This is a genomic window from Martelella mediterranea (assembly GCF_004342225.1).
In the GTDB taxonomy this organism is placed as follows: Bacteria; Pseudomonadota; Alphaproteobacteria; order Rhizobiales; family Rhizobiaceae; genus Martelella; species Martelella mediterranea_B.
Genome location: NZ_SMAR01000013.1, coordinates 73,591 through 96,777 on the forward strand (window position 1 = coordinate 73,591; position 23,187 = coordinate 96,777).

18 protein-coding genes are annotated in these 23,187 nt (G+C 54.5%); 6 read left to right on the forward strand and 12 right to left on the reverse strand.

Annotated elements, in window-relative coordinates:
• Window positions 1-64: 64 nt before the first annotated feature.
• Both glnA and hspQ read left to right on the forward strand, forming a co-directional pair.
• On the forward strand, window positions 65-1,474 hold the full coding sequence (gene glnA / locus EDC90_RS10415; protein ID WP_132311252.1) for a type I glutamate--ammonia ligase: 1,410 nt from the start codon (window positions 65-67) through the stop codon (window positions 1,472-1,474).
• Between the two features lie 204 nt (window positions 1,475-1,678).
• Window positions 1,679-2,008 (forward strand): heat shock protein HspQ, encoded by a 330-nt coding sequence (gene hspQ / locus EDC90_RS10420; RefSeq protein WP_132311254.1) that lies wholly within the window; start codon window positions 1,679-1,681, stop codon window positions 2,006-2,008.
• 85 nt (window positions 2,009-2,093) lie between these two features.
• On the opposite strand, the gene EDC90_RS10425 is transcribed toward hspQ, so the two are convergent.
• Window positions 2,094-2,741 carry an invasion associated locus B family protein gene (locus EDC90_RS10425; RefSeq protein ID WP_132311256.1) on the reverse strand — a complete coding sequence of 216 codons (648 nt, stop codon included), beginning with the start codon at window positions 2,739-2,741 and terminating at the stop codon, window positions 2,094-2,096.
• Between the two features lie 242 nt (window positions 2,742-2,983).
• Here EDC90_RS10425 and EDC90_RS10430 point away from each other — a divergent pair, with 242 nt between their 5' ends.
• Window positions 2,984-4,801 carry an extracellular solute-binding protein gene (locus EDC90_RS10430; protein WP_132311258.1) on the forward strand — a complete coding sequence of 606 codons (1,818 nt, stop codon included), beginning with the start codon at window positions 2,984-2,986 and terminating at the stop codon, window positions 4,799-4,801.
• A 27-nt stretch (window positions 4,802-4,828) separates the two neighbouring features.
• On the forward strand, window positions 4,829-5,473 hold the full coding sequence (locus EDC90_RS10435) for a DsbA family oxidoreductase (protein WP_132311260.1): 645 nt from the start codon (window positions 4,829-4,831) through the stop codon (window positions 5,471-5,473).
• Window positions 5,474-5,557: 84 nt separating this feature from the next.
• Here EDC90_RS10435 and mfd read toward each other — a convergent pair whose 3' ends face one another.
• Together mfd and EDC90_RS10445 are read right to left on the reverse strand one after the other, a co-directional pair.
• The gene (gene mfd, locus EDC90_RS10440) at window positions 5,558-9,055 is read right to left on the reverse strand and encodes a transcription-repair coupling factor (RefSeq protein WP_132311262.1); all 3,498 of its coding nucleotides are present in this window, start codon (window positions 9,053-9,055) and stop codon (window positions 5,558-5,560) included.
• 16 nt (window positions 9,056-9,071) lie between these two features.
• Window positions 9,072-9,374: a succinate dehydrogenase assembly factor 2 gene (locus EDC90_RS10445; protein WP_132311264.1), complete on the reverse strand. Its 303-nt coding sequence runs from the start codon at window positions 9,372-9,374 to the stop codon at window positions 9,072-9,074.
• Window positions 9,375-9,467: 93 nt separating this feature from the next.
• Here EDC90_RS10445 and recG point away from each other — a divergent pair, with 93 nt between their 5' ends.
• Window positions 9,468-11,570 (forward strand): ATP-dependent DNA helicase RecG, encoded by a 2,103-nt coding sequence (recG, locus tag EDC90_RS10450; RefSeq protein ID WP_132311266.1) that lies wholly within the window; start codon window positions 9,468-9,470, stop codon window positions 11,568-11,570.
• 19 nt (window positions 11,571-11,589) lie between these two features.
• Here recG and EDC90_RS10455 read toward each other — a convergent pair whose 3' ends face one another.
• The 8 genes from EDC90_RS10455 to pcsA all read right to left on the reverse strand — a co-directional run bounded on the left by EDC90_RS10455 (window position 11,590) and on the right by pcsA (window position 21,151).
• A complete protein-coding gene (locus EDC90_RS10455) occupies window positions 11,590-12,090 on the reverse strand; it encodes a GNAT family N-acetyltransferase (RefSeq protein ID WP_132311268.1) in 501 nt (166 codons plus the stop codon).
• Between the two features lie 25 nt (window positions 12,091-12,115).
• Entirely contained in the window at window positions 12,116-13,942 is a 1,827-nt protein-coding gene (glmS, locus tag EDC90_RS10460; protein WP_132311270.1) for a glutamine--fructose-6-phosphate transaminase (isomerizing), read from the reverse strand.
• A 70-nt stretch (window positions 13,943-14,012) separates the two neighbouring features.
• Window positions 14,013-15,368, reverse strand: coding sequence for a bifunctional UDP-N-acetylglucosamine diphosphorylase/glucosamine-1-phosphate N-acetyltransferase GlmU (gene glmU, locus EDC90_RS10465; protein ID WP_132311272.1), 1,356 nt, complete (start codon window positions 15,366-15,368; stop codon window positions 14,013-14,015).
• Between the two features lie 156 nt (window positions 15,369-15,524).
• On the reverse strand, window positions 15,525-16,604 hold the full coding sequence (locus EDC90_RS10470; protein ID WP_132311274.1) for a BMP family ABC transporter substrate-binding protein: 1,080 nt from the start codon (window positions 16,602-16,604) through the stop codon (window positions 15,525-15,527).
• Window positions 16,605-16,644: 40 nt separating this feature from the next.
• Window positions 16,645-17,562, reverse strand: a complete 918-nt coding sequence (locus EDC90_RS10475; RefSeq protein WP_132311276.1) for an ABC transporter permease — start codon at window positions 17,560-17,562, stop codon at window positions 16,645-16,647.
• Window positions 17,559-18,650 (reverse strand): ABC transporter permease, encoded by a 1,092-nt coding sequence (locus EDC90_RS10480; RefSeq protein ID WP_132311279.1) that lies wholly within the window; start codon window positions 18,648-18,650, stop codon window positions 17,559-17,561. The genes EDC90_RS10475 and EDC90_RS10480 overlap by 4 nt, the downstream gene beginning before the upstream one ends.
• Window positions 18,640-20,214, reverse strand: a complete 1,575-nt coding sequence (locus EDC90_RS10485) for an ABC transporter ATP-binding protein (RefSeq protein WP_132311281.1) — start codon at window positions 20,212-20,214, stop codon at window positions 18,640-18,642. The genes EDC90_RS10480 and EDC90_RS10485 overlap by 11 nt, the downstream gene beginning before the upstream one ends.
• 187 nt (window positions 20,215-20,401) lie before the next feature.
• Window positions 20,402-21,151 carry a phosphatidylcholine synthase gene (pcsA, locus tag EDC90_RS10490; protein WP_132311283.1) on the reverse strand — a complete coding sequence of 250 codons (750 nt, stop codon included), beginning with the start codon at window positions 21,149-21,151 and terminating at the stop codon, window positions 20,402-20,404.
• Between the two features lie 184 nt (window positions 21,152-21,335).
• Between pcsA and EDC90_RS10495 the strand changes: the two genes are divergently transcribed.
• A complete protein-coding gene (locus EDC90_RS10495; RefSeq protein ID WP_132311285.1) occupies window positions 21,336-22,520 on the forward strand; it encodes a UbiH/UbiF family hydroxylase in 1,185 nt (394 codons plus the stop codon).
• Window positions 22,521-22,588: 68 nt separating this feature from the next.
• On the opposite strand, the gene EDC90_RS10500 is transcribed toward EDC90_RS10495, so the two are convergent.
• Window positions 22,589-23,026 carry a VOC family protein gene (locus EDC90_RS10500; RefSeq protein WP_132311287.1) on the reverse strand — a complete coding sequence of 146 codons (438 nt, stop codon included), beginning with the start codon at window positions 23,024-23,026 and terminating at the stop codon, window positions 22,589-22,591.
• Between the last annotated feature and the right edge of the window lie 161 nt (window positions 23,027-23,187).

Genomic DNA, 23,187 nt, shown 5'->3' on the forward strand with positions numbered 1-23,187 from the left:
CCCTTTTTCTTTTTAAAAACGGGTATTCCCTATCGTCATCTTCTGAATGCAAGGAAAACGTTAAATGACGACAGCAGCAGAAATCATGAAACAAATCAAAGACAACGACGTCAAATTCGTTGATCTGCGCTTTACCGATCCCAAGGGTAAACTGCAGCACGTGACGATGGACGTTTCGGCTGTCGATGAAGATATGTTTGCCGACGGCGTTATGTTCGACGGTTCGTCGATCGCCGGCTGGAAAGCGATCAATGAGTCCGACATGGTGCTGATGCCCGACGCAGAAACCGCACACATGGACCCCTTCTTCGCTCAGGCGACCATGGCTGTTTTCTGCGACGTGCTTGAGCCGCTTTCCGGTGAGTCCTATAACCGCGACCCGCGTGGCACGGCCAAAAAGGCTGAAGCCTACCTCAAGTCTACCGGTATCGGCGACACCACCTTCTTTGGCCCGGAGCCGGAATTCTTCGTCTTTGACGACGTTAAGTTCTCTGCCGAGCCCTACAAGACTGGTTTTGAAGTCGACAGCACCGAGCTGCCTTCGAACTCCTACACGGAATATGAAACCGGCAATATGGGTCACCATCCGCGCATGAAGGGCGGATATTTCCCTGTTCCTCCGGTTGATTCCGCTCAGGATATGCGCTCGGAAATGCTTACGGTTCTGGCCGAAATGGGCATCACCGTTGAAAAGCATCACCACGAAGTTGCCTCGTCGCAGCATGAGCTTTGCATGGTCTTCGATACGCTGACCCGCATGGCTGACAAGACACAGATCTACAAGTACGGCGTTCATCAGGTTGCCAACGCTTACGGCAAGACGGCGACGTTCATGCCGAAGCCGGTTTTTGGTGACAACGGTTCAGGTATGCACGTTCACCAGTCGATCTGGAAAGATGGCAAGCCGACCTTTGCTGGTGACGAGTATGGCGGTCTTTCCGAAAGCTGCCTCTTCTACATTGGCGGCGTAATCAAGCATGCCAAGGCGATCAACGCCTTCACCAATGCTTCCACCAACTCCTACAAGCGTCTGGTTCCGGGCTATGAAGCTCCGGTTCTGCTGGCCTATTCCAGCCGTAACCGCTCTGCTTCCTGCCGTATTCCGTTCGGTTCCTCGCCGAAGGCAAAGCGTGTCGAAGTCCGTTTCCCTGATCCGACTGCCAACCCATACCTCGCTTTCGCAGCGTTGATGATGGCTGGCCTCGACGGTATCAAGAACAAGATTCATCCTGGTGAAGCCATGGACAAGGATCTGTACGATCTGCCGGCCGAAGAGCTGAAAGACATTCCGACCGTCTCCAGTTCGCTGCGCGAAGCGCTCGAATCACTCGACAAGGATCGTGAATTCCTGACAGCCGGTGGTGTGTTTGATGACGATCAGATCGACGCATACATCGCACTGAAGATGGAAGAAGTCATGCGGTTTGAAATGACGCCGCATCCGGTTGAATTCGACATGTACTATTCGGTCTAATCAGAGTGTTTCAGCGCCTTGTTTGAAAAGGCGCTGATATGCTGAAGACCTCAGAAAAGCTGGCCGGGCGCGATTTTCGTGCCCGGTTTTTTAATTCACTGAGAGAAGTTTACGTTTTAACCAGCCGTAATCCAACAGTTTTTATAAAAAGGTCTTGAGTTCACGCGTTGCCGTTTCCATATGATACGTTGAAAGGAAATGACTATGAGAATACGTGAAGCAAAATTCAACATCGGTGATGTCGTACGTCACCGCAGTCTTCCGTTCCGCGGCGTCGTTTTCGATGTCGATCCGGAATTCTCACGTTCCGAGGAATGGTATCAGTCACTGCCGCTTGAAATGCGGCCCGGCAAGGACCAGCCTTTTTATCATCTCGTTGCAGAGAATGAGGAGTCTGGTTACGTCGCCTATGTCTCGGAAGAGAATCTGGAAGTCGATGATAGCGGAGAGCCGTTGCGCAATCCGCAAATCGGTGAGCTTTTCAATATGACAGAAGCGGGGGAACTCTCGCCGCGCTATTGCGTCGCGCACTAGTGCGCCTGCAAATCAACCAAGGTTTGACAGATACAGAAAACCCGGTTGCCTGAGGCAACCGGGTTTTTTAGCGGGATTAGTTGGATTAGTTTCCGCCGGAAGCGCTCTGCTGAGCCTCTTCGATTTTCTTGCGGCGATCCGTTGCCATCTTCTGGATCGATTCATCCAGATTACGCTGGCTTTCAACCAGATCCGACTGGCTGATCGGATCGCCATCATAGGCTGCCGTGAACCCGCTGAGCGTCATCGTCACGGGGTTCGGCGTCTGGCGCACGTTGACTGAAGTGAAGGTCACTTCGCCGCCGCGCTTCATTGCGTTGACCATCGCATCTGTCAACGGAGCCTGCGCTACGCACTGCTCGTTTGTGCAGATAGCGTAATCAATCTGCTGAGGAGCAGAACTGTCGATCTGCATGCGGACACCCGGAGGCATAAGACGAAATGTCGGCACAGTAACCTGAATCATAGGCTGGCCATTTTCACCCTGTGGCGTGATAAGGCCCACAGCCGTCAGAATCTGACCGTTCTCAGCGCGTGCATAGTTCTGTACGATACACATCTGCGGGCCCTGCTGGCCTTCGTTGCAGGTTTTGTACCATCCCTGCTGCGGAACTGCGGAGCCCTGCTGCTGCTGTTGCTGCTGCTGTTGAGCCGAAGCGCCCGCTGCCGAAAAGCCGACAACTGCCAAAGCGCAAATTGCGGCGTGCTTCATTCCTTTGGCTCGTGAAAGCATAAATAATCTCTCCTGGTTAAGTACAAAAGACCCGTTTTGACGACCCTGCATCGGCATTGTTACCGAAATGCGGCAGCCTTTGCCGTTCTTGTGAACTGGTATCCCTGATACCGCTCAAGAAAGCTCTTATCTACCCCTGATTTTGTCAAAATGGCAATCACGGGTAAATTCTCTGCCGCGTTTCGCATCCTGGGAACGTCATGATACGATTCTCGACATTGTGGCCAATGCGGGACGAATCGATGCGTTTATTTCTTTCTCTTGTTTTCGTAGTTGCTTTTTCTGGCGTGGCGATGGCAGAGCCGCAGTATGGCATCGCCATGCATGGCGAACCGGCACTGCCGGAAAACTACGCGCACTTTTCCTATGTAAACCCTGATGTGAAAAAAGGTGGTGAAATCACCTATGGTGTTGTCGGCTCTTTCGACAGCCTCAATCCGTTCGTTTTGAAGGGTATGCGTTCATCTGCGCGTGGAACCTGGGAAGAAGAGATCGGTCACCTTGTCTATGAACCGCTGATGAAGCGCTCACGCGATGAGCCTTTCACCCTCTATGGTCTTCTGGCGGAAACGGTTGAGTGGGATGATGCACGCAGTTACATTCAGTTCAACCTGAACCCTGAGGCCAGGTGGTCTGATGGCGAGCCGGTCACAGTTGAAGATGTTATCTTCACATTCAATCTGCTTCAGGAAAAAGGCAGACCGCCATATAACCGGCGGCTTGATCTCGTCGCGCGTATGGAAAAGGTTGGGGAGCACAGCGTTCGCTTCACCTTTAACGATAAAGCCAACCGGGAAACGCCACTGATATTTGCTCTCATGCCCGTCTTCCCGGAGCATGCTATTGACCCCGAAACCTTCGATACCAACACGATGGCAACCCCGGTCGGTTCAGGGCCTTACGTCGTCAATAAGGTCGAACCCGGTCAGCGAATTGTCTACAAGCGCGATCCTGACTATTGGGCAAAGGATTTGCCGTCCAAGGTTGGATTCGATAATTACGATACGATCACGATTGACTATTACCTTCAGGATTCCACCCTGTTCGAAGCCTTCAAAAAAGGCGCAGTGGACGTCTATATCGATAACAGCCCCAGTCACTGGGCGCGGTCATACAACTTTCCGGCAGCTGACAGCGGCGATGTTGTAAAGAATGTTTTTCATCCTCAGACGCCGACGGGAATGACCGGTTTCGTCTTCAATACTCGTCGCCCCAAGTTTTCTGATGCGCGCGTCCGTGAAGCGCTTTCGGATATCTTCGATTTTCAGTGGGTGAACCGTACGCTCTTTGATCAGGCCTACCGGCGTACAGAGAGCTACTGGCAGAATTCGGCTCTGGGCGCTTTTGGCAATCCTGCCAGTGAGAATGAGCTTGAGCTTCTGGGGCCGACTGCCGACACGCTTCCGCAGACAATCCTTGAAGGAACGTATCAAATGCCTGTCACCGACGGATCAGGCGCAGACCGCAAGGTTCTGGGCAAAGCCGTGCGACAGCTGGCCGAAGCGGGGTACAAGATCAGCAATGGCAAAATGCTGGGGCCGAATGGAACGCCGCTGGCCTTCGAGGTGATGACGACCAATGAAAATCAGGAGAAGCTGGCGCTTGCCTACCAGCATACTTTGAAGCTCATCGGCATCGATATGTCGATCCGCACCGTTGATGACGCGCAGTATCAGAAACGACTGAACACCTTCGATTATGATATGATGATCCTCGTTCAGCCGGGCTTTTATTACAGCTCCTCGCTTTCACCGGGCGCCGAGCAGATCTGGCGTTGGGATTCGCGCTCCAGAGATATTGAAGGAACCTTCAATTTCGCCGGTGTCGCCAGCCCTGATATTGATCGAATCATCGATGCGATGTTGTCCGCCCGCTCGACCGAAAAATTCACCGATTCCGTTCGCGCTCTTGACCGGCTTCTGGTCAACGGTCATTACGTGCTCCCACTTTATCACCGTGAAGGTCAGTGGGTCGCGCGCTGGAAGCATATCATGCACCCGCAGGAAACACCGATTTACGGGTACGAGTTTCCGACCTGGTGGGATGCCAGCGCCCAGTAAGGGCTTGAGACAAAAGGGATAGCCGAAATGAAAGCCATTACCGTTGATGCTATCGTCGATGTCGTCTGCCCGTGGTGCTACCTCGGCAAGGCGCGTCTGGACCGGGCAATTCAGGTATTGGAAGGCGATGTTTCCGTTACGGTGCAGTGGCGCCCGTATGAGCTTGATGCTGATACGCCCAGTGAAGGCGTCGACAATCACACAAGCCTAGTGGAGAAAATAGGCAGTGCCATTCGCGTGGATGAAATGCACGCTCAGATGACAGAGCTCGGTCGTGAAGTTGGTATCGATTTTCACTTCGACCGCATTTTGATCAGGCCCAACACATTTGACGCGCACCGGCTTCTGTTGTGGGCGCACACAGAAAGCGTGACTTTGCAGAATGTGGTGATCGACAAACTGTTCAAAGCCAATTTCGAGGAAGGACGCAACATCGGCGATCATGCTGTTCTTGCGGATATAGCCGCTGAATCCGGTATGGATCGCGATATGGTACTTCGACTTCTTGAAAGCGATTCAGATAAGGAAATGGTTCGAAACGAAATTGATAATGCACATCAGATGGGCGTGACCGGCGTGCCGTTTTTCGTGTTTAACGGGCAGTATGCCGTCAGCGGTGCGCAGTCTGCGGAGGTGTTGCAAAACGCTCTGGCCGAGCTTGCGGCCGCGTGAACAGGTCGTCAGTCAATTTAAAAAGCCCGGGAATAGATGCCCGGGCTTTTTTGTGCGTGAACACGTGTCTCTTTAATGAAAAGCTTACGCCACCGCGATCTTGGCCAGCTTATTCATCGTAACAGCGGCCTGTCCAAGCCGTTTTTCAGGCGTTGGCAAATCGCGATTGAAATAAATGCTCTGATCTGCGCGGATTTTCGCGGAAACACTGTTTTCTGCGATGAATTGCACAAGTCCGGCTGGGTTCGGGAATTCCTGATTGCGGAATTGAACCACAAGACCTTTCGGCCCTGCATCGAGTTTCTCCACATTTGCTGTCCGGCAAAGTGATTTGATGAAGACAACCTTGAGAAGCGACTGAACCTCTTCAGGCATCGGTCCGAAACGGTCAATCAGCTCGGCGCCGAACGCATCGATGTCACCTGGGTCGTTCAGATCACCAAGGCGGCGGTAAAGTCCCATACGCAGGTTAAGGTCCGGCACATAGCTTTCCGGAATCATGACAGATGCGCCAAGTGCAATTTGTGGCGACCAGTCGTTATCACCTGCATCCTCATCCCCCTTGGCCTCCGCAACAGCTTCTTCCAGCATCTGCTGGTAAAGCTCAAAGCCGACTTCCTTGATGTGGCCGGACTGCTCTTCGCCAAGCAGGTTCCCTGCCCCGCGGATATCCAGATCGTGGCTTGCAAGCTGGAAACCCGCCCCCAGCGTATCCAGTGACTGAAGCACCTTCAGGCGCCGGTCTGCGGTGTCGGTCATGCGCTTGTTGACCGGCAGCGTGAAGAGCGCAAAAGCGCGGATTTTTGATCGGCCGACACGGCCGCGAAGCTGATAGAGCTGTGCCAGACCGAACATGTCGGCACGGTGCACAATCAGCGTATTGGCAGTGGGCACATCAAGACCGGACTCCACAATCGTCGTGGAAAGCAAAACATCATATTTGCCATCATAAAACGCGTTCATGATGTCTTCCAGCTCACCGGCTGCCATCTGCCCGTGTGCGACGGCAACCTTCAACTCCGGCACCTCTGATTGCAGGAAGGCGTGAACATCGTCAAGATCAGAGACTCGGGGGCAGACGTAAAAGCTCTGTCCACCACGATAATGTTCGCGCATCAGATTTTCGCGAATAACCAGCGGGTCAAACGGTGAGATAAAGGTTCTGACGGCCATTCGGTCGACTGGTGGCGTTGTGATCAGCGAGAGTTCTCGCACACCGGTCATCGCCAGCTGCAGCGTTCGCGGAATTGGTGTTGCTGAAAGCGTCAGCACATGGACATCGCTTTTCAGCTCTTTCAGTCGCTCCTTGTGCTTGACGCCAAAGTGCTGCTCTTCATCAATAATGAGAAGGCCGAGATTGGCAAATTTGATCGTCGAGCCGAGCAGGGCGTGCGTGCCAACAACGACATCGACTTTGCCATCTGCAAGGTCCTTTTTCGTCTGCGCCAGTTCCTTTGAGCTGACAAGGCGAGACGCCTGAGCAACCTTGATTGGCAGGCCACGAAAGCGCTCAGCGAAGGTTTTGAAATGCTGGCGCGCCAAAAGCGTGGTCGGCACGACCACAGCGACCTGAACACCGTTCATCGCTGCAAGAAAAGCCGCTCGTAGCGCGACTTCTGTTTTACCGAAGCCGACATCGCCACAAACCAGCCGGTCCATCGGCTTGCCTGCCCCGAGGTCATCACGGACCGCCAGAATGGCGTTTTCCTGATCTTCTGTCTCCTCATAGGGGAAGCGTGCCGCGAACTCGTCGTAGAGACCTTCTGTGGCTGTTAAGGGCGGTGCCGTTCGGGTTGCCCGCTTGGCCGCGATCGCGATCAGTTCGTCCGCCATGTCGAGCAGGCGTTTTTTCAGTTTGGCCTTTTTCGCCTGCCAGGCGCCGCCGCCAAGGCGATCCAGAGGAACATCGGCAGCATCAGAGCCATATCGCGACAAAAGCTCGATATTTTCAACCGGTAGGAAAAGCTTGGCGTCGCCGGCGTAAAGCAATTCGAGGCAATCGCGCGGGGCGCCTGCTGCCTCGATTGTGCGAAGGCCGGTGAAACGCCCAATGCCGTGTTCGGCGTGAACCACCAGAGAACCTTCATCCAGTCCAGACACTTCTGATATGAAGTCACTGGCTTTCTTGCGTTTTTTCGTCTTTCTGATTAGGCGGTCGCCAAGAATATCCTGCTCACCGATAACAATAAGATCATCGGTCTCAAATCCGGCTTCAAGGCTGAGCACAGCGCTGGCCGCCTCGCCTTTTTTCAGTTTCTTCAGGTCCGCCAGTGCCTTGACCGGCTTGATCTTCTGAAGCTCATGTTCTTTGAGAACCTGTAACAGTCGATCCAGAGAGCCCTCGGACCAACCGGTGATCAGCACTTTTCCGCCCTCTGCGCGTTTTTGCGCAATGTGTGCGACAGCCTGCTCGAACACGTTGACGCGTTCGTCGGGGTTGGATGTTTTTGCCTCAGTCGCCCACCGCGGACCAGCATGGGCATCAAGCGAAATCACCGGCCTTCCGACAGCTGGAGGCTCGTTAAAGGGCGACAGCCGCACCGCCTTATGGTTCGTCAGCCCTTCGGCAAAATCTTCCGAATTGAGATAGAGCGTGTCTGGCGGAACCGGCTTGTAGGGTGCTCCGTGACCGCCCTGTCCTTCTTTGAGATTGGTCAGCCGCGATTCGTAATAGTCACGGATCAGATCTGCGCGTTCGGATGCGGCTTCGCGGGCCGTATGATCGACGAAAATTCGAAAGTCTTTAAGGTAATCGAACATCGTGTCGAGACGTTCATAGAAAAGCGGAAGCCAGTGCTCCATTCCCGCATAACGCCGCCCTTCAGAAATTGCCTGATAAAGCGCATCGTCGCGCGTGGCCGCACCAAAAAGCGAAAGGTAGTTTTTCCTGAACCGTGCGATTGTCTCCTGCGTCAGAGCAACCTCGCTCATGGCGTTCAGTTCAAGAGACTTGACCGTTCCGGTTGTGCGCTGGTTTGCCGGATCAAACGCACGAATGCTTTCAAGCGTGTCCCCGAAGAAATCAAGGCGGATGCCGTTTTCCGATCCTGGTACAAAGACATCGAGAATGCCACCGCGAACCGCATATTCTCCAACCTCACGTACTGTTGGAACCCGCTCGAAACCCGCCTGAGCCAGCCGGTGGACGATTTCATCCATATCAATGATCTGGCCCGCTCGCGCGGAAAACCCAAGCGATTCGATCACATCATGCTGAGGCAGTTTTTGCAGCATGGCATTAACGGTTACGAGAAGGATTGCCGGGTGCGGGTTCTTGCTGTGCTGCACAAGGCCAGACAGAGCCGAAAGACGTCGCGCTGCAGTATCGGCAGCCGGCGACACGCGATCGTAGGGCAAGCAATCCCAGGCTGGCAAAGCAAGAACCGGAATATCCGGTGCGACAAAGCCCAGAATTTGTTCGAAATCCGCAACGCGCTGGCCATCGGACAAGACATAAGCGACTGCATGTCCCGCCCGCGCCATCTCCGCCAGAACGAGCGGTTCCGTGCCCGCAACGGCATTGGATATCGTGACGGCGCCGCTCAGGCCATCAAGTTTCTTCGGGTTAAATCCGGCTATCATCGGTTTTTAAGACGCCTCAGAGATTGTTTTCGACCGGATCAAAGTCCGGACGGTAAGATGCGATCTGCTCAAACAGCGGAATCCGGAACCGTTCCGGAACGGGTTCTGCGCCGTTGATCCACTTGATCAGGTCATTGTCTTCGGCGTCCATGATAAGCTCCAGCGTATCCAGCGTGGCGTCATCAAGAAGCGCAATGTTCTCCTCGGCGAACTGGCCGAGGATGAGGTCCATTTCCCGAATGCCACGATGCCAGCAGCGGAACAGAATGCGGCGGCGGCGCGGGTCGAGATCGGCACTTGAGCGTTTAAGTCCAGTCATCTGAAAACCTTCCTTGTTGATTTGTCTCTATAGCGGGTCGATCAGTTGTTGTCAGCCTTGCCAAAGCAACGGGATCGGTACATTTCATAGGTTATGAGACCGGCTTTGCTTGATCCCCTGTTTGCGCCTGTGACTTCACTTTCCGGTATCGGGCCGAAACTCGCTAAAGTTCTGGCCCGCCTGACCGGGCGGGACGAAGATGATGTTCGCGTAGTCGATCTGGTGTTTCACACCCCGCATTCCATTATAGATCGCCGTCTAAAGCCCGGGATCGCGTATCTACCAGAAGGCGCCATCGTCACGGTTGAAGGTCGCGTCGACCGTCATCAGCCGGCGCCGCAGCGCTCAAATGCGCCTTACCGCGTTTACGTTCACGATGACACGGGCGAATTGACGCTGACATTCTTTCACGCGAAAGCCGACTGGCTTCAGCGATCGCTTCCGGTGGGTGAAAATGTCGTGATCAGCGGGCGGGCTGAATGGTTCAATGGTCGCCCTTCGATGGTGCACCCGGACTATATTGTCCCGGCGGATAAGGCCGACACCCTGCCTGATGTCGAGCCGGTCTATCCGTTGACGGCCGGGCTGTCGCCAAAAGTTCTGCGCCGGTCGATTGATGCAGCGCTTCATCGACTACCGGATTTTACCGAGTGGATCGATCCCGGGATTGTCAAACGTCAGGGTTTCCCGGAGCTTAAAAATGCACTGACGGGTTTGCATCAGCCTCGTGACGAAACCGATATTGCGCCGGAATCTCCGGCCCGCAGGCGGCTTGCGTATGATGAACTGTTGGCCGGGCAGCTTTCTCTGGCGCTGGTCAGAAGCCGCATGAGACGCACGCCCGGGCGTCCGGTTCATTCGAAGGGCGTGCTGGCAGATAAGGTTTTGCATGCCCTTCCCTTTGCCCTGACCAAAGGTCAAAAGGATGCGGTTGAAGCGATTTTGGCGGATATGAAGCAGGATGAGCGCATGCTTCGCCTGCTGCAAGGCGACGTCGGGTCCGGTAAAACAATCGTTGGCCTGTTGGCCATGCTTGCCGTGGTGGAAGATGGCGCACAAGCCGTATTGATGGCGCCCACCGAGATACTGGCCCGACAGCACTATGAGGGCATTGTCCGGCTTGCAGAGGCTGCCGGTGTTCAGGTCTCGCTTCTGACAGGTAAAACCAAAGGCCGGGAACGCAAGTTTATCGAGAATGATATTGCCAGTGGCGCATCAAAGATCGTCATTGGGACGCACGCATTGTTTCAGGACAATGTTTCCTATGCTGATCTGCGTCTGGTGATCGTCGATGAGCAGCACCGTTTCGGTGTGCACCAACGTTTAAGGTTAAGCTCAAAGGGCGTTTCACCGCATCTTCTGGTGATGACGGCAACGCCTATCCCCCGCACACTTGTTCTGGCTGCCTTCGGCGACATGGATGTTTCACGGCTGACCGAAAAGCCGGCCGGGCGAAAACCGATCCAGACAGTCACCATCCCGACCGAACGTATTGGCGATGTGGTCGGGCGTTTGCGCGATGCGCTGGCACAGGGCAAGAAAGCTTACTGGATTTGTCCCTTGGTTGAAGAGTCTGAGGCCATAGAGCTCGTATCTGCTGAGCAGAGGTTTGAGACGCTCACGAAAGCCTTCGGCGCGGACAATGTCGGATTGGTGCACGGGCGCATGTCTTCAGCGGATAAAGAGGCCGCGATGGAGGCATTCAAGGCCAGCAGGACTCGTCTGCTTGTTGCAACGACTGTTGTTGAAGTTGGGGTTGATGTGCCGGATGCCTCGATCATAGTGATCGAGCACGCTGAACGGTTCGGTCTTGCGCAGTTGCACCAGCTGCGTGGCCGCGTCGGGCGCGGTGATGAGGCTTCGTCCTGCATCCTTCTTTACAAAGGGCCGCTATCTGAAACCGGTAAGGCCCGGCTTTCGGTGTTGCGTGACAGTAATGACGGTTTTCGTATTGCAGAAGAAGATCTGAAGCTTCGCGGAGAAGGTGAACTTCTGGGAACAAGGCAATCCGGCATTCCGGGGTTTCGCTTTGCCAGCCTTGAAAGCCACGTCGATATTCTGGAAATGGCGCGCAAGGACGCAGCTTACATCGTCAATAAAGACCCGGAACTGGAAGGGGCGCGTGGTCAGGCATTGCGGACCCTACTCTATTTGTTCCGACGCGATGAGGCGATCCGTTATCTGAGTGCAGGGTGAGATCAGAGATACCGCCGCCTTAAAGGTCTCCGAAAAATGCGCGATGAAACGCCACCTGCCCTTTCGGAATGTCTCCATCGAAAGGCAAGGCAAGAAGGTTTTCCGGCGGGACGCCCTCCATCGACAGGTCAGTGTCAGACTGAAAACCAAATCGGGTATAAAACTTCGGATCGCCAACCAGAACAACGCCGGCAGCATTGTCATCGCGCATGAGTTCCAGCCCGCCAAGCATCAGTGACGAGCCGATTCCCTGTCTCTGATGGGACGGCTCGACCGAGAGCGGCCCAAGGCCGAACCATCCATCGCTGCCGTCTTCAAAGCCCACGGGTGAAAACGCGATATGTCCCAGAATTTCCCCGTCCTCTTCAGCCACAAGCGCAAGCTCCAGCGCCTCTGCCTTACGAAGGCGCCGGACGATGGCAGGTTCACTGCCATCGCTGTGCGGGTGTCCATCGAAGGCACGTCCGATAAGACGATCCACGGCCGCGATATCGGCAGGCGTTTCACGACGGATCCGCATTTGTTACGTCTCCTCAGGTTGCGCCTTACTCGACGGTCACAGCTTTGGCGAGGTTTCGCGGCTGATCGGCATCCGTTCCCATGAAGACAGCCGTGTGATAGGCCAGAAGCTGGATCGGAAGCGCAAAGATCATAGGCGCAATGAATTCCGGCATATCCGGCAGCACGATCGTCTGCATCGTCTCAAGCTTTGATGCCGCTGCGCCGCGCTCATCAGTGATGAAAATGATGCGACCGTCGCGCGCTGCAACTTCCTGCATGTTGGAGACCGTTTTCTCAAAAAAACGGTCATATGGCGCGATCACGATCACTGGCATATTTTCATCAATGAGCGCAATCGGCCCATGCTTTAGCTCACCTGCTGCATAACCTTCTGCGTGTATATATGTGATTTCTTTGAGTTTTAGAGCACCTTCGAGTGCCAATGGATAGCTGGTTCCACGGCCGAGATAAAGCACATGATTAAACCTGGAGAGATCACGGGCCAGCTTTTCGATCTGCGGCTGCACGGTATGCAAAACATGGTTCATCAGCCGCGGAACCTCGGATAACTGATGCACAAGCGTCTTTTCCTCTTCAACCGGCAAAGTGCCGCGCTCTCGTCCTGCCCGAAGTGCCAGAGAAGCCATCAGCGCCAGTTGGCAGGTGAAGGCCTTTGTCGAGGCAACAGAAATTTCCGGGCCAGCCAGAATGGGGAAGACTGCATCAGCTTCTCGCGCAATCGTCGAGCCGGTGACGTTGACAAGAGCACCGGTTTTAAGGCCGTTTTGTTTGCAGTACCGCAGAGATGCAAGTGTATCGGCGGTCTCTCCCGATTGTGAAATGAACAAAGCGAGCTCGTCCGGTGAAAGCGGCATTTCGCGATAACGGAATTCCGATGCGACATCTATTTCGACGGGCAGACGGGCGAAACGCTCGATCCAGTATTTGCCGATGAGGCCGGAAAGGTAAGCTGTGCCACAAGCGGCGATGGCGAGCCGGGAGACCCTGGAAAAGTCGATCTCATCGCCGTTCACCGCGATCCGTCCATGGGCGAAATCACAATAGTGACCAAAGGTATGGGAGACCACTTCCGGCTGGTCGAAGATTTCCTTCTCCATGAAATGGCGATGATTACCCTTGTCGATCATCATCGAAGCAAGCTGCAGTGGCTGACGGGGCCGTGACAATGCATTGCCGTCAAAATCGCAGAATTCGACGCCATCCCGGTCGACAATCGCCATGTCACCGTCTTCAAGATAGGCAATGCCATCTGCAAACGGCGCAAGCGCAATTGCATCTGAGCCGACATACATTTCGCCGTGACCGAAACCCACGGCCAGCGGAGGACCAAAACGTGCGACGTAGAGCGTTTCGGGTCTGTCCTGAAACAGAATGACAAGTGCAAATGCACCTGTCACCTTTTTCAGCATCGCGAGCACGGCATCGCGCGGTGCCATTCCCTCGCGGCGATATTTCGCCAGCAGCTTGGCAACGACTTCGGTATCGGTATCGGACTCGAACCCATCCGGTTCGTGCGCAAGTTCCGCACGGAGTTCCGCGAAGTTTTCAATAATCCCATTATGGACCACAGCAACGTTGTCAGCGATATGAGGATGGGCGTTCGCTTCATTCGGCACACCATGCGTGGCCCAGCGTGTGTGTGCGATCCCTGTTGTTCCGTCGACCGGAGAAGACGCCAGCACTTCGCGCAGATTGTCGAGCTTACCCTGCGCTCTTCTGCGGACAATCGATCCATTTTCAATGACGGCGATACCTGCCGAATCGTAGCCGCGATACTCAAGTCGCTTAAGTGCATCCACCATGCGTTCGGATACTGCACCTGTTCCGACGATACCAACAATTCCGCACATTCCTGAAATTTCTCCGTGAAACCTGGCTGAGATACCACAGCCATGATGGCTGCATGCGTCTTTGAATAATTTAAGCGTTTTTGGCCGCTTTCAGCGCAAGCGCTCGTGCCCGAATAAACTCCGCGCGATCTTCTTTGACCTCCTGACGAGAGCGGCCAAGCGCGAGCGCGTTTTCGGGAACATCCTTCGTAATCACACTACCCGAACCGACATAGGATTTGCTGCCAATTCTGATCGGCGCAACCAGCGCGGAATTGGAGCCGATGAAAGCGTCTTCACCAATCTCCGTGCGGAATTTGTTCACACCATCATAGTTGCAGGTGATCGTACCGGCACCAATGTTCGTGCGAGCGCCGACAGATGCATCTCCGATATAAGTGAGGTGATTGACCTTTGCACCCGGCCCGATATCGCCATTCTTAACCTCACAGAAGTTACCAACCTTGGCACCGTCATGGAGTGTGGTGCCTGGTCTTAGACGTGCGAATGGCCCAATCTGGCTGCCGGCCTCTATGCTTGCGCCTTCGATGTCGCAAAATGAATGGATCGTAACATCCCCGGCGATGGTAACGCCGGGACCGAAACGAACATTGGGCTCGATGATCGTATCAGGACCGATGGCCGTGTCGTGGGCGAGGAACACTGTCTCAGGCGCAATCATGGTGACGCCGGAGAGCATCAGCTCGTGGCGTTTTCTTTCCTGCCAGATTCGCTCCAGGACCGCGAGTTCTGCGCGGTTATTGCAGCCCAGTACTTCGTCAGCATCCGCCATAACGACACTGGCCTTCCCGCCTCTTGCCAGCGCAACCTCGACAACGTCTGTGAGATAGTACTCGCCCTTGGCGTTTTTATTATCGATGGCCTCGAGAAATTCCAGCGCGCGGCGACCATTGATCGCCATTAGTCCGCTATTGCAAAGCCTGACCTTTCGCTCTTCATCCGATGCGTCCTTTTCTTCGCGGATCGCTGTCAAAGCACCATCCAAGGTCAATAGCCGCCCATAGCCCTTCGGATTCTCAACCTCAAATCCGATCACGACAACGTCATTTCCTTCTGCAAGCCCGGCCCGTGCCTTTGAAAGGGTTTCCTGTGTGATCAACGGCGTGTCGCCGTATGTCACGAGCAGATCATCATAGCCACGTTGCAGCGCTTCACGCGCTGCGAGCACGGCATGGGCCGTGCCGAGCCGTTCAGTCTGTTCAAAGGTTTCTAAAGAAATGCCGGGAAGTGCACAGGCCTTGGAAACTTTATCGCCATCGCGACCAACCACAAGCGCAATATCATCTGCACCGCATTTCGATACTGCGCTTACAGCATGTGCCGCCATGGGAAGACCGCCAACAGCGTGCAGCATCTTTGTCTTTGCGGATTTCATCCGCGTGCCATCACCGGCAGCCAGAACAATGGCGAGTGCGCTGCGTTTCATATTGCCTCCAACTGATATTTCCAGATCGCTTTTATCTGAATCGTGCCTGAGACCTATTCAAAAATTATGAATGAATTTCATCCGTCAGCGACGCCACAAACAAGAAAAGGCGCTCCTTTGAGGGAGCGCCCCTTTAAATCGGTAATAACTGACGCTTTATTCAGACTGCGGCAGGGTGCCTTCAATGCCTTCAACCAGCACATCAAGGCCGAGAAGAGTGCCGTCGTCGGCGGTTTCACCTTCTGCCAGCCATACAGTTCCGTCCTGCAGCTTGACCGGGCCGGTGAATGGCTTCAGCTCACCGGATTTGATTTTTGCTTCGGTTTCTTCGGCGAGCTTTTTCACGTCGTCAGGCATGTTGGTGTATGGCGCCATCGTCAGGATGCCGTCTTTCAGGCCATCCCAGCTCTGCTCCGATTCCCACGTGCCATCCTGAAGCGCCTTGACCCGCTTGATATAGTAAGCGCCCCAGGTGTCGATGATGGATGTCAGCTGTGTTTCTGGTCCGGCTTCAATCATATCCGATGCCTGGCCAAAGGCCTTGATGCCGCGTTCTGCTGCAATCTGCATCGGCGCCGTTGTATCCGTGTGCTGCGCCAGAACATCGACGCCCTGGTCGATCAGAGCTTTCGCGGCATCAGCTTCGCGGCCCGGATCGAACCATGTATTGGCCCAGACGAGCTTGGTCTTGAAGTCCGGATTAACCGATTGTGCGCCGAGCTGGAAAGCATCAACACCCATGACGACTTCAGGAATCGGAAATGAGCCGATATAGCCGCCGACACCGGTTTCGGAGATCGATGCTGCGATGACGCCGGAGATGTAACGACCTTCGTAGAAGCGGGAATTGTATGTCGCAACATTCGGAGCGGTCTTGTAACCGGTTGCGTGTTCAAACTTGACGTCGGGATACTTCGCAGCGACCTTGAGCGTTGGTTCCATGTAACCGAACGATGTTGTGAAAACAATGTCGCAGCCAGAACGGGCCATACGTTCGATGGCGCGTTCGGCATCCGGGCCTTCCGGAACATTTTCGATATAAGCGGTTTCAACGTCTAGCGTCTTTTCCAGCTCCTGACGGGAGAGATCATGGGCCTGTGTCCAGCCGCCATCGGTTGCAGAGCCGATATAGACGAAGCAGGCTTTCACATCGTCCACCTGCGCGCTTGCGGTCTGCGCCGAGAAGCCTGCAATCATGGCTGCCGAAGCAGCAAGAGCGAATTTTATTGATTTCATAGTTCACCTCTTTCGGTTTGAAGGAGCATTTAACACGATCTTAGCGGTCCGGTACAAACGGCTTTCCGAGTGCGGCCGGGGTGTTGATCAGGGTCATCCTCCGGTTTTGGGAGATGATGACCAGAACGATGACGGTTACGAGATAAGGCAGGGCTGAAAGAAACTGAGACGGTATCGCGATGCCGAAAGCCTGAGCGTGCAATTGCCCGATGGTGACGGCGCCAAAAAGATAGCCACCCAGGAGGACACCCCAGGGACGCCATGAGGCGAAAACCACCAGAGCCAGCGCAATCCAGCCGCGTCCTGCAGCCATGTTCTCGACCCATTGCGGGGTGTAGACCAGCGAAAGCTGCGCCCCTGCAAGGCCCGCGCAAGCACCACCAAACATCACAGCCATATACCGGATGCCAATGACGTTGATCCCAAGGGCGTGCGCCGATGCGTGATTGTCGCCAACAGCTCTCAAAACCAGCCCTTTTCGGGTTTTAAACAAAAACCATGATGTGCCTGCAACGATGAGGATCGACAGGTAAAAGAAGATGTCCTGATTAAAAAGCAGTGGGCCAATGAAAGGAATATCGGCAAGAACCGGAAATGATATGGCGGGCATTTTGATGCCGGCCTTGCCGACAAAACCTTCGCCGATCATAGCCGAAAGCCCCTGCCCCAGAATCGTCAGCGCCAGACCGGTCGCAACCTGATTGGCGACCAGTGACAATGTCAGAAAGCCGAAAAGAAGTGAGAACAGTGTGCCGGTTACCATCCCTGCCAGCATTCCGATATAGGGCGAGCCGGTGGTCTGTGCGGCGACGAAAGCGCCGACAGCTCCCATGACCATCATCCCCTCAACACCAAGGTTCAAAACACCTGCGCGTTCAGCAACCAGCTCGCCGATCGCAGCCAGAACAAGCGGTGTCGATGCGGTAACGACAGTGAGAAGTATTGCTTCGACGATCATGACGGCTGCTCCCCGGTTTTTGCAACCCGGCCGAAGATAAGCCGCACCTTATAGAGAATGAGTGTGTCGCACGAGAGAACGAAAAACAGCAGCATGCCCTGAAACACACGCGTTACCTTGTCTGAAACGCCGATCGTGAACTGAACTCCTTCGCCACCGATATAGGTCAGAGCCAGCACCAGCCCGGCAACAATCGCGCCCAGAGGATTGAGCCGCCCAAGGAAGGCAACGATGATCGCGGTAAATCCGTAGCCAGGCGAAATGGTCGGCTGAACATAACCGATCGCACCGGAGATTTCGATGATGCCCGCAAGCCCTGCAAGCCCCCCGGAAAGAAGAAAGCCGAACCATATCATACGACGCGACGAAAAGCCTGCAAAACGCCCCGCGCGTTCTGACTGTCCGATGACATTGACCTCAAAGCCCTTGAGCGTGAACCGCATCATGAACCAGACGGCAAGAGCCGCCAGTATGGCCAGCGCGAAACCGTAATGCGCCCTCCCGGAAGCGAACATTTCAGGGAGAATGGCAGAATCGACAAACTCGCGCGACTGCGGAAAGTTGAAGCCGTCAGGATTGCGCCATGCGCCTCGCACCAGCCAATCGAGGAAAAGCTGGGCGACATAGACAAGCATCAGCGATGTCAGGATTTCGTTGGTATTAAAGTAGTTTTTCAGCAGAGCGGGAATACCGGCATAAAGCGCACCACCGACCGCGCCCATGATCAACATGATCGGCAGAAGAAGCGGCGAAGACCATTCGTAAAAATAGATCGGGACAATTGAACCGACGATTGCGCCGACTGTGAACTGGCCTTCTGCACCAATGTTCCAGATATTCGAACGATAGCAGACCGTCAGGCCTACCGCGATCATGATCAAGGGTGTAGCCTTGATCATCAGCTCATGCAAAGACCAGACATCAAAAAGCGGTTCGATAAAAAAACGGTAGAGCGCTTCAACCGGATCCTTGCCGAGCAAGGCAAACATCACTGCGCCAAAGATCACTGTGAGTGCAAGGGCAATAACCGGCGAGAAAATGGAAAATAAAGCGGAGCGATCGGAACGTCTCTCTAGTTCAATGCGCATCAAGGGTCTCCACCTGGCCGTCTTCACCGTGAATCCCGCCCATCAGAAGGCCGATCCGTTCGCGCGTCATTGTTTCGGTTGGATGGCTCTCTGAGAGCTGCCCTTCAGAAATTACGGCGATGCGCGTGGCAATCTCGAAGATTTCGTCGAGGTCCTGGCTGATGACGAGAACAGCTGACCCGCTTTTGGCGAGGTCAACAATGGCTTGCCTGATATGAGCTGCAGCACCGGCATCGACACCCCAGGTCGGTTGGTTCACCACCATGACTTTTGGCTTCCGGTCCAGCTCGCGACCGACAATGAACTTCTGCAGATTACCGCCCGATAGCGATCCGGCTGCAGGATTATCGCCACTCTTGCGCACATCCATGACATCCGAAATCAACCCTGTTCGGGCGCGGGCTGCTGCGCGTTTGATGACCCTTAGAGGGCCACCAGCGAGAAAAGTACCGGCTTCAGCTTGATTGCGCGCCAGAATAAGGTTTTCTGAAAGCGTCATGCCAATAACGGCTGCGTGCCCCTGGCGTTCTTCAGGCACGAACGAAGCACCAAGTTTTCGCCTGAAATTAATACCCTTCACCCCGACCGGTGCACCATCGATCTGGATGACAATGTTTTCGCTGACAGGGTACTCACCCGAAATCGCATCGAACAGCTCCGACTGACCATTTCCTGCAACACCGGCAATCGCAAGGACCTCGCCTGCCCTGACCTGAAGATAGATATCATCCAGAGCTGTCGCGAATGGTGACGGTGCCGGAACGCTCAGTCCCTTCGTCTCGAGGAGAATGTTTCCGGCTTTTGCTGCCTCAGGCCGTCTGATTTCCGAGACTTCACCACCAACCATCATGCGCGCAAGAGAAGAAGCCGTTTCCTGTCGCGGATCGCAGTCACCCGTGACCTTGCCATGGCGAAGGACAGTCGCCTTGTCACAAATGCGCTGAACTTCCTCCAGCCTGTGGGAGATATAAAGAACCGAACGCCCCTCGCTTTTAAGCTTTTCCAGCGTTTCAAACAACCGGTCAGCTTCCTGCGGCGTCAGGACTGACGTCGGTTCATCCAGAATGATGAGGTCCGGATTTTGCAAGAGCGCGCGCACGATTTCGATCCGCTGCCGCTCTCCCACAGAAAGATCCGCGACATGGGCGCGAGGGTCCAGTGGCAACCCATATTCCACTGAAAGCCGTCGCGCTTCTTCCGCAACTTTGTTCAGGGAGACACTCTGATCAAGAGAAAGAGCGATATTCTCGGCCACTGTGAGGGCTTCAAATAGCGAGAAGTGCTGAAATACCATGCCGATCCCGAGCTTTCGGGCAGCGGCAGGATCTGCAATGGTTTGCGGGCTGCCTTTCCAGACGATCTGACCGGCGGATGGCTCCAGAACGCCGAAAAGCATTTTGACGAGCGTTGACTTGCCCGCGCCATTCTCGCCAAGAAGGGCGTGGACTTCGCCCTTGCCGATCTCAAGGTCGATATGGTCACAGGCGGCGAAGCTGCCGAAATATTTCGTCAGTCCCCGAACCGACAGTAACGCATCATGACCGCGTCCATGCGTTTCGTTCACCCGGCCCCTCCGGCTTAAAATCGCTGAAATCCGTCACGCTTGTGCTGGACGGCAGAAATCAGTCGCGACTGATTAAAAAATAGGTTTCCCCGCTTAATGCGCATAAATCAAGCATATTAGGCAGTCGTGACGCAATATTTTTTGACCAGATGGGCAAGGATTTGCACAGCTCCATTCTAAAATGCCGTCAGTACTCACCCCGGTTTGCCGCCGCTTTTGCGCCAAGTGCCGGAAACAACTGCAAAAGTCCGCCAACGCAATAAAGATAGATCCCACTGAGAACAAAGATCGTCTCGACCCAGACCGGGGCCTCGAAAGAAACGATCAAAGCGTAAAAACCGGTAAGGCACCAAAGTGCGAAGATAATGAGGTTCAGGGGTCTCAGTCTTTTGACGCGCACAGGATGCAGGAAGTTCACCGGCAGGAATGTCAGGATTACAGAGACAATGACAATTGCCATTGCCAGAAGGCCGTGAGGCTGGATCACAAAGAAGCTGAAAATCACCATGTTCCAGACGACCGGAAATCCGGAGAAAAAATTTTCGTCAGTCTTCATGCCGCTGTCGGCGTAATAGATCGCGCTGGAAATCACGATCAGCGCTGCTGCAATGAATGACCATGGTTCACCGATCATATGCGACTGGTAAAGCGCGAATGCGGGAAGCAGAACGTAGGTAACGTAGTCGATGATGTTGTCGAGCATGACGCCGGACCAACTGGGCAGCACCTCACTCACCTTGAGGCGTCTTGCAATCGGCCCGTCGATACCATCGACAAGCAGGGCGGCACCCAGCCACCAGAACATGGTCACAAACCGGCCTTCTGCGGCCGCGACAACCCCCAGGAAGGCAAGGAATGACCCGGATGCCGTCAGAATATGAACCGAAAACGCCCGGATCTCGGCAAATGGCACTTTTCGTTCACTCAGAATTCGCATGGCGACCTTTCTTGCGGCGGGACTGTTTCATCGCGTATCCATCACCTTTTCATATACAACTACCATGCATCAGGACAGGGACCGAACGTATAGAAAAACGTGATTTTCCATAATTTTTCGCGGCATAAATTCATATGCGGCACTATATAGGCGAGAAAGAAATACAGATTCTGAGGAAAGTGAGATGCCGGAATTCGAAATCGCCGTTATCGGCGGAGGCCCCGCCGGAATGATCACAGCGCTGGCATGCGCGCGCGCCAGTCGCTCTGTTGTGCTGATCGCGCCGGAACTGAAACGGCAAGACTATCGCACAACGGCACTGATGGATCAGTCGGTTGAGTTTCTGAAACGCCTCGGTGTGTGGGATGCAATCGCGCCTGATGCCGCCCCGCTCAGAACCATGCGAATCATCGACGGAACCGGCAGACTCGTTCGTGCACCGACGGCAAACTTCCGATCCGCAGAAATCGATCTCGACGCATTCGGCTATAATATCCCGAATTCTGTTCTCATCGAGAAACTGCAGCAGGCCGTCGGCAACGAACCCAACATCCGGCACCTTCAAAGTGCAGCCACAAACATCGAAACTTCCGACGAAAAGGTTCTCATAACAACTGAGGATGACGCCATAGTCGAGGCTAAGCTTGTTGTTGGCGCCGACGGAAGAAATTCGCTGGTGCGCAACGCTGCGGAGATCGGTGTCAAAAAATGGTCTTATCCGCAAACCGCAATGGTGCTGAACTTCTCGCATACCCTGCCGCATAACGATGTTTCCACTGAATTTCATACGCGTACAGGCCCGTTTACGCAGGTACCGCTTCCCGGCGGGAAACGTTCCAGCCTCGTTTGGGTGCTGGATCAGGGCACAGCCTCAAACCTTTCTGCGAAAAGCGTAGGAGAACTGAGTGTTGCTGTTGAACAGCGGATGCAATCGCTTCTCGGAGCTGTGACTGTCGAAGAGCCGGTGCAGACCTGGCCGCTTTCTTCCTTTGTTGCGCATCGTTTCGGCAAGGAGCGGATGGCGCTCGTTGGCGAGGCCGCGCACGGATTTCCACCCATCGGGGCGCAGGGGCTCAACCTCAGCCTTCGCGATATCATGCGACTTGCCCGTATGCTTGAGGGCATCAGCGGTAAGGCAATTTCAGCACGCAGCGGCGACAAGTATGACGTTATGCGTAAATCCGACGTATGGACGCGGACACTCAGTGTCGATTTGTTGAACCGCTCACTGCTGGCTGACTTTCTGCCGGCACAGCTTGGACGGGCTGCCGGGCTGCATCTGCTCTCGTCGTTGCCGCCTCTGCGCCAGTTTGCCATGCGCGAAGGCGTTCAGCCGCTGAAAGGCATCAAGGCGCTGCTCCCTCATTAAACTTCGGTCCATGAGGGCAGAAGGCTGCGCTTTGCGGCGCAGCCACGGCTGATGACGGCCTGTTTAACCTAATCCGGCAGCTGCATTCGGCCCTCATCGTCAAGAGGCGCCAGCGGGTTAAAGGCCACTTCCCAGAGATGGCCATCAGGATCGGCGAAATAGCCGCTGTAACCGCCCCAGAACACTTTTTCGGCTTGCTTCGTAATCGTTGCACCGCAGGTTGCGGCAAAGGCCAGCATCTGATCGACCTCAGCTTCACTGCGAACGTTATGGGCCAGTGTTATGCCTGAAAATCCCTTCGGTCTTTCAGGTGCTCCTATCCCGGCGTCAGCAGCCAGTTCATCACGCGGAAACAGCCCCAGAACCAAACCGTCAAGAGCTATGAATGTGATTGCCTCTGACGATGCGGACGATCTCTTCCATCCGAGGCGCTCATAAAACGCTGTTGCCTCTTTCAGGTCGCTGACCCCCAGCGTCACAAGATTGATACGTTTTTCGAATGGCATTGGTGTCCCTCTTTCCTGATTTGTGTTCTTTATTTGTTCTTTTGAAGAGTAGACATAAATCAACTCAGTGTCTGTCCAAGAATGGCGCTGAAGCCCGGGGTTGAGTGAAGGGCGGCCATCAGATTCTTTGTATTCTGCAACAAATACGGAGATATCAGATG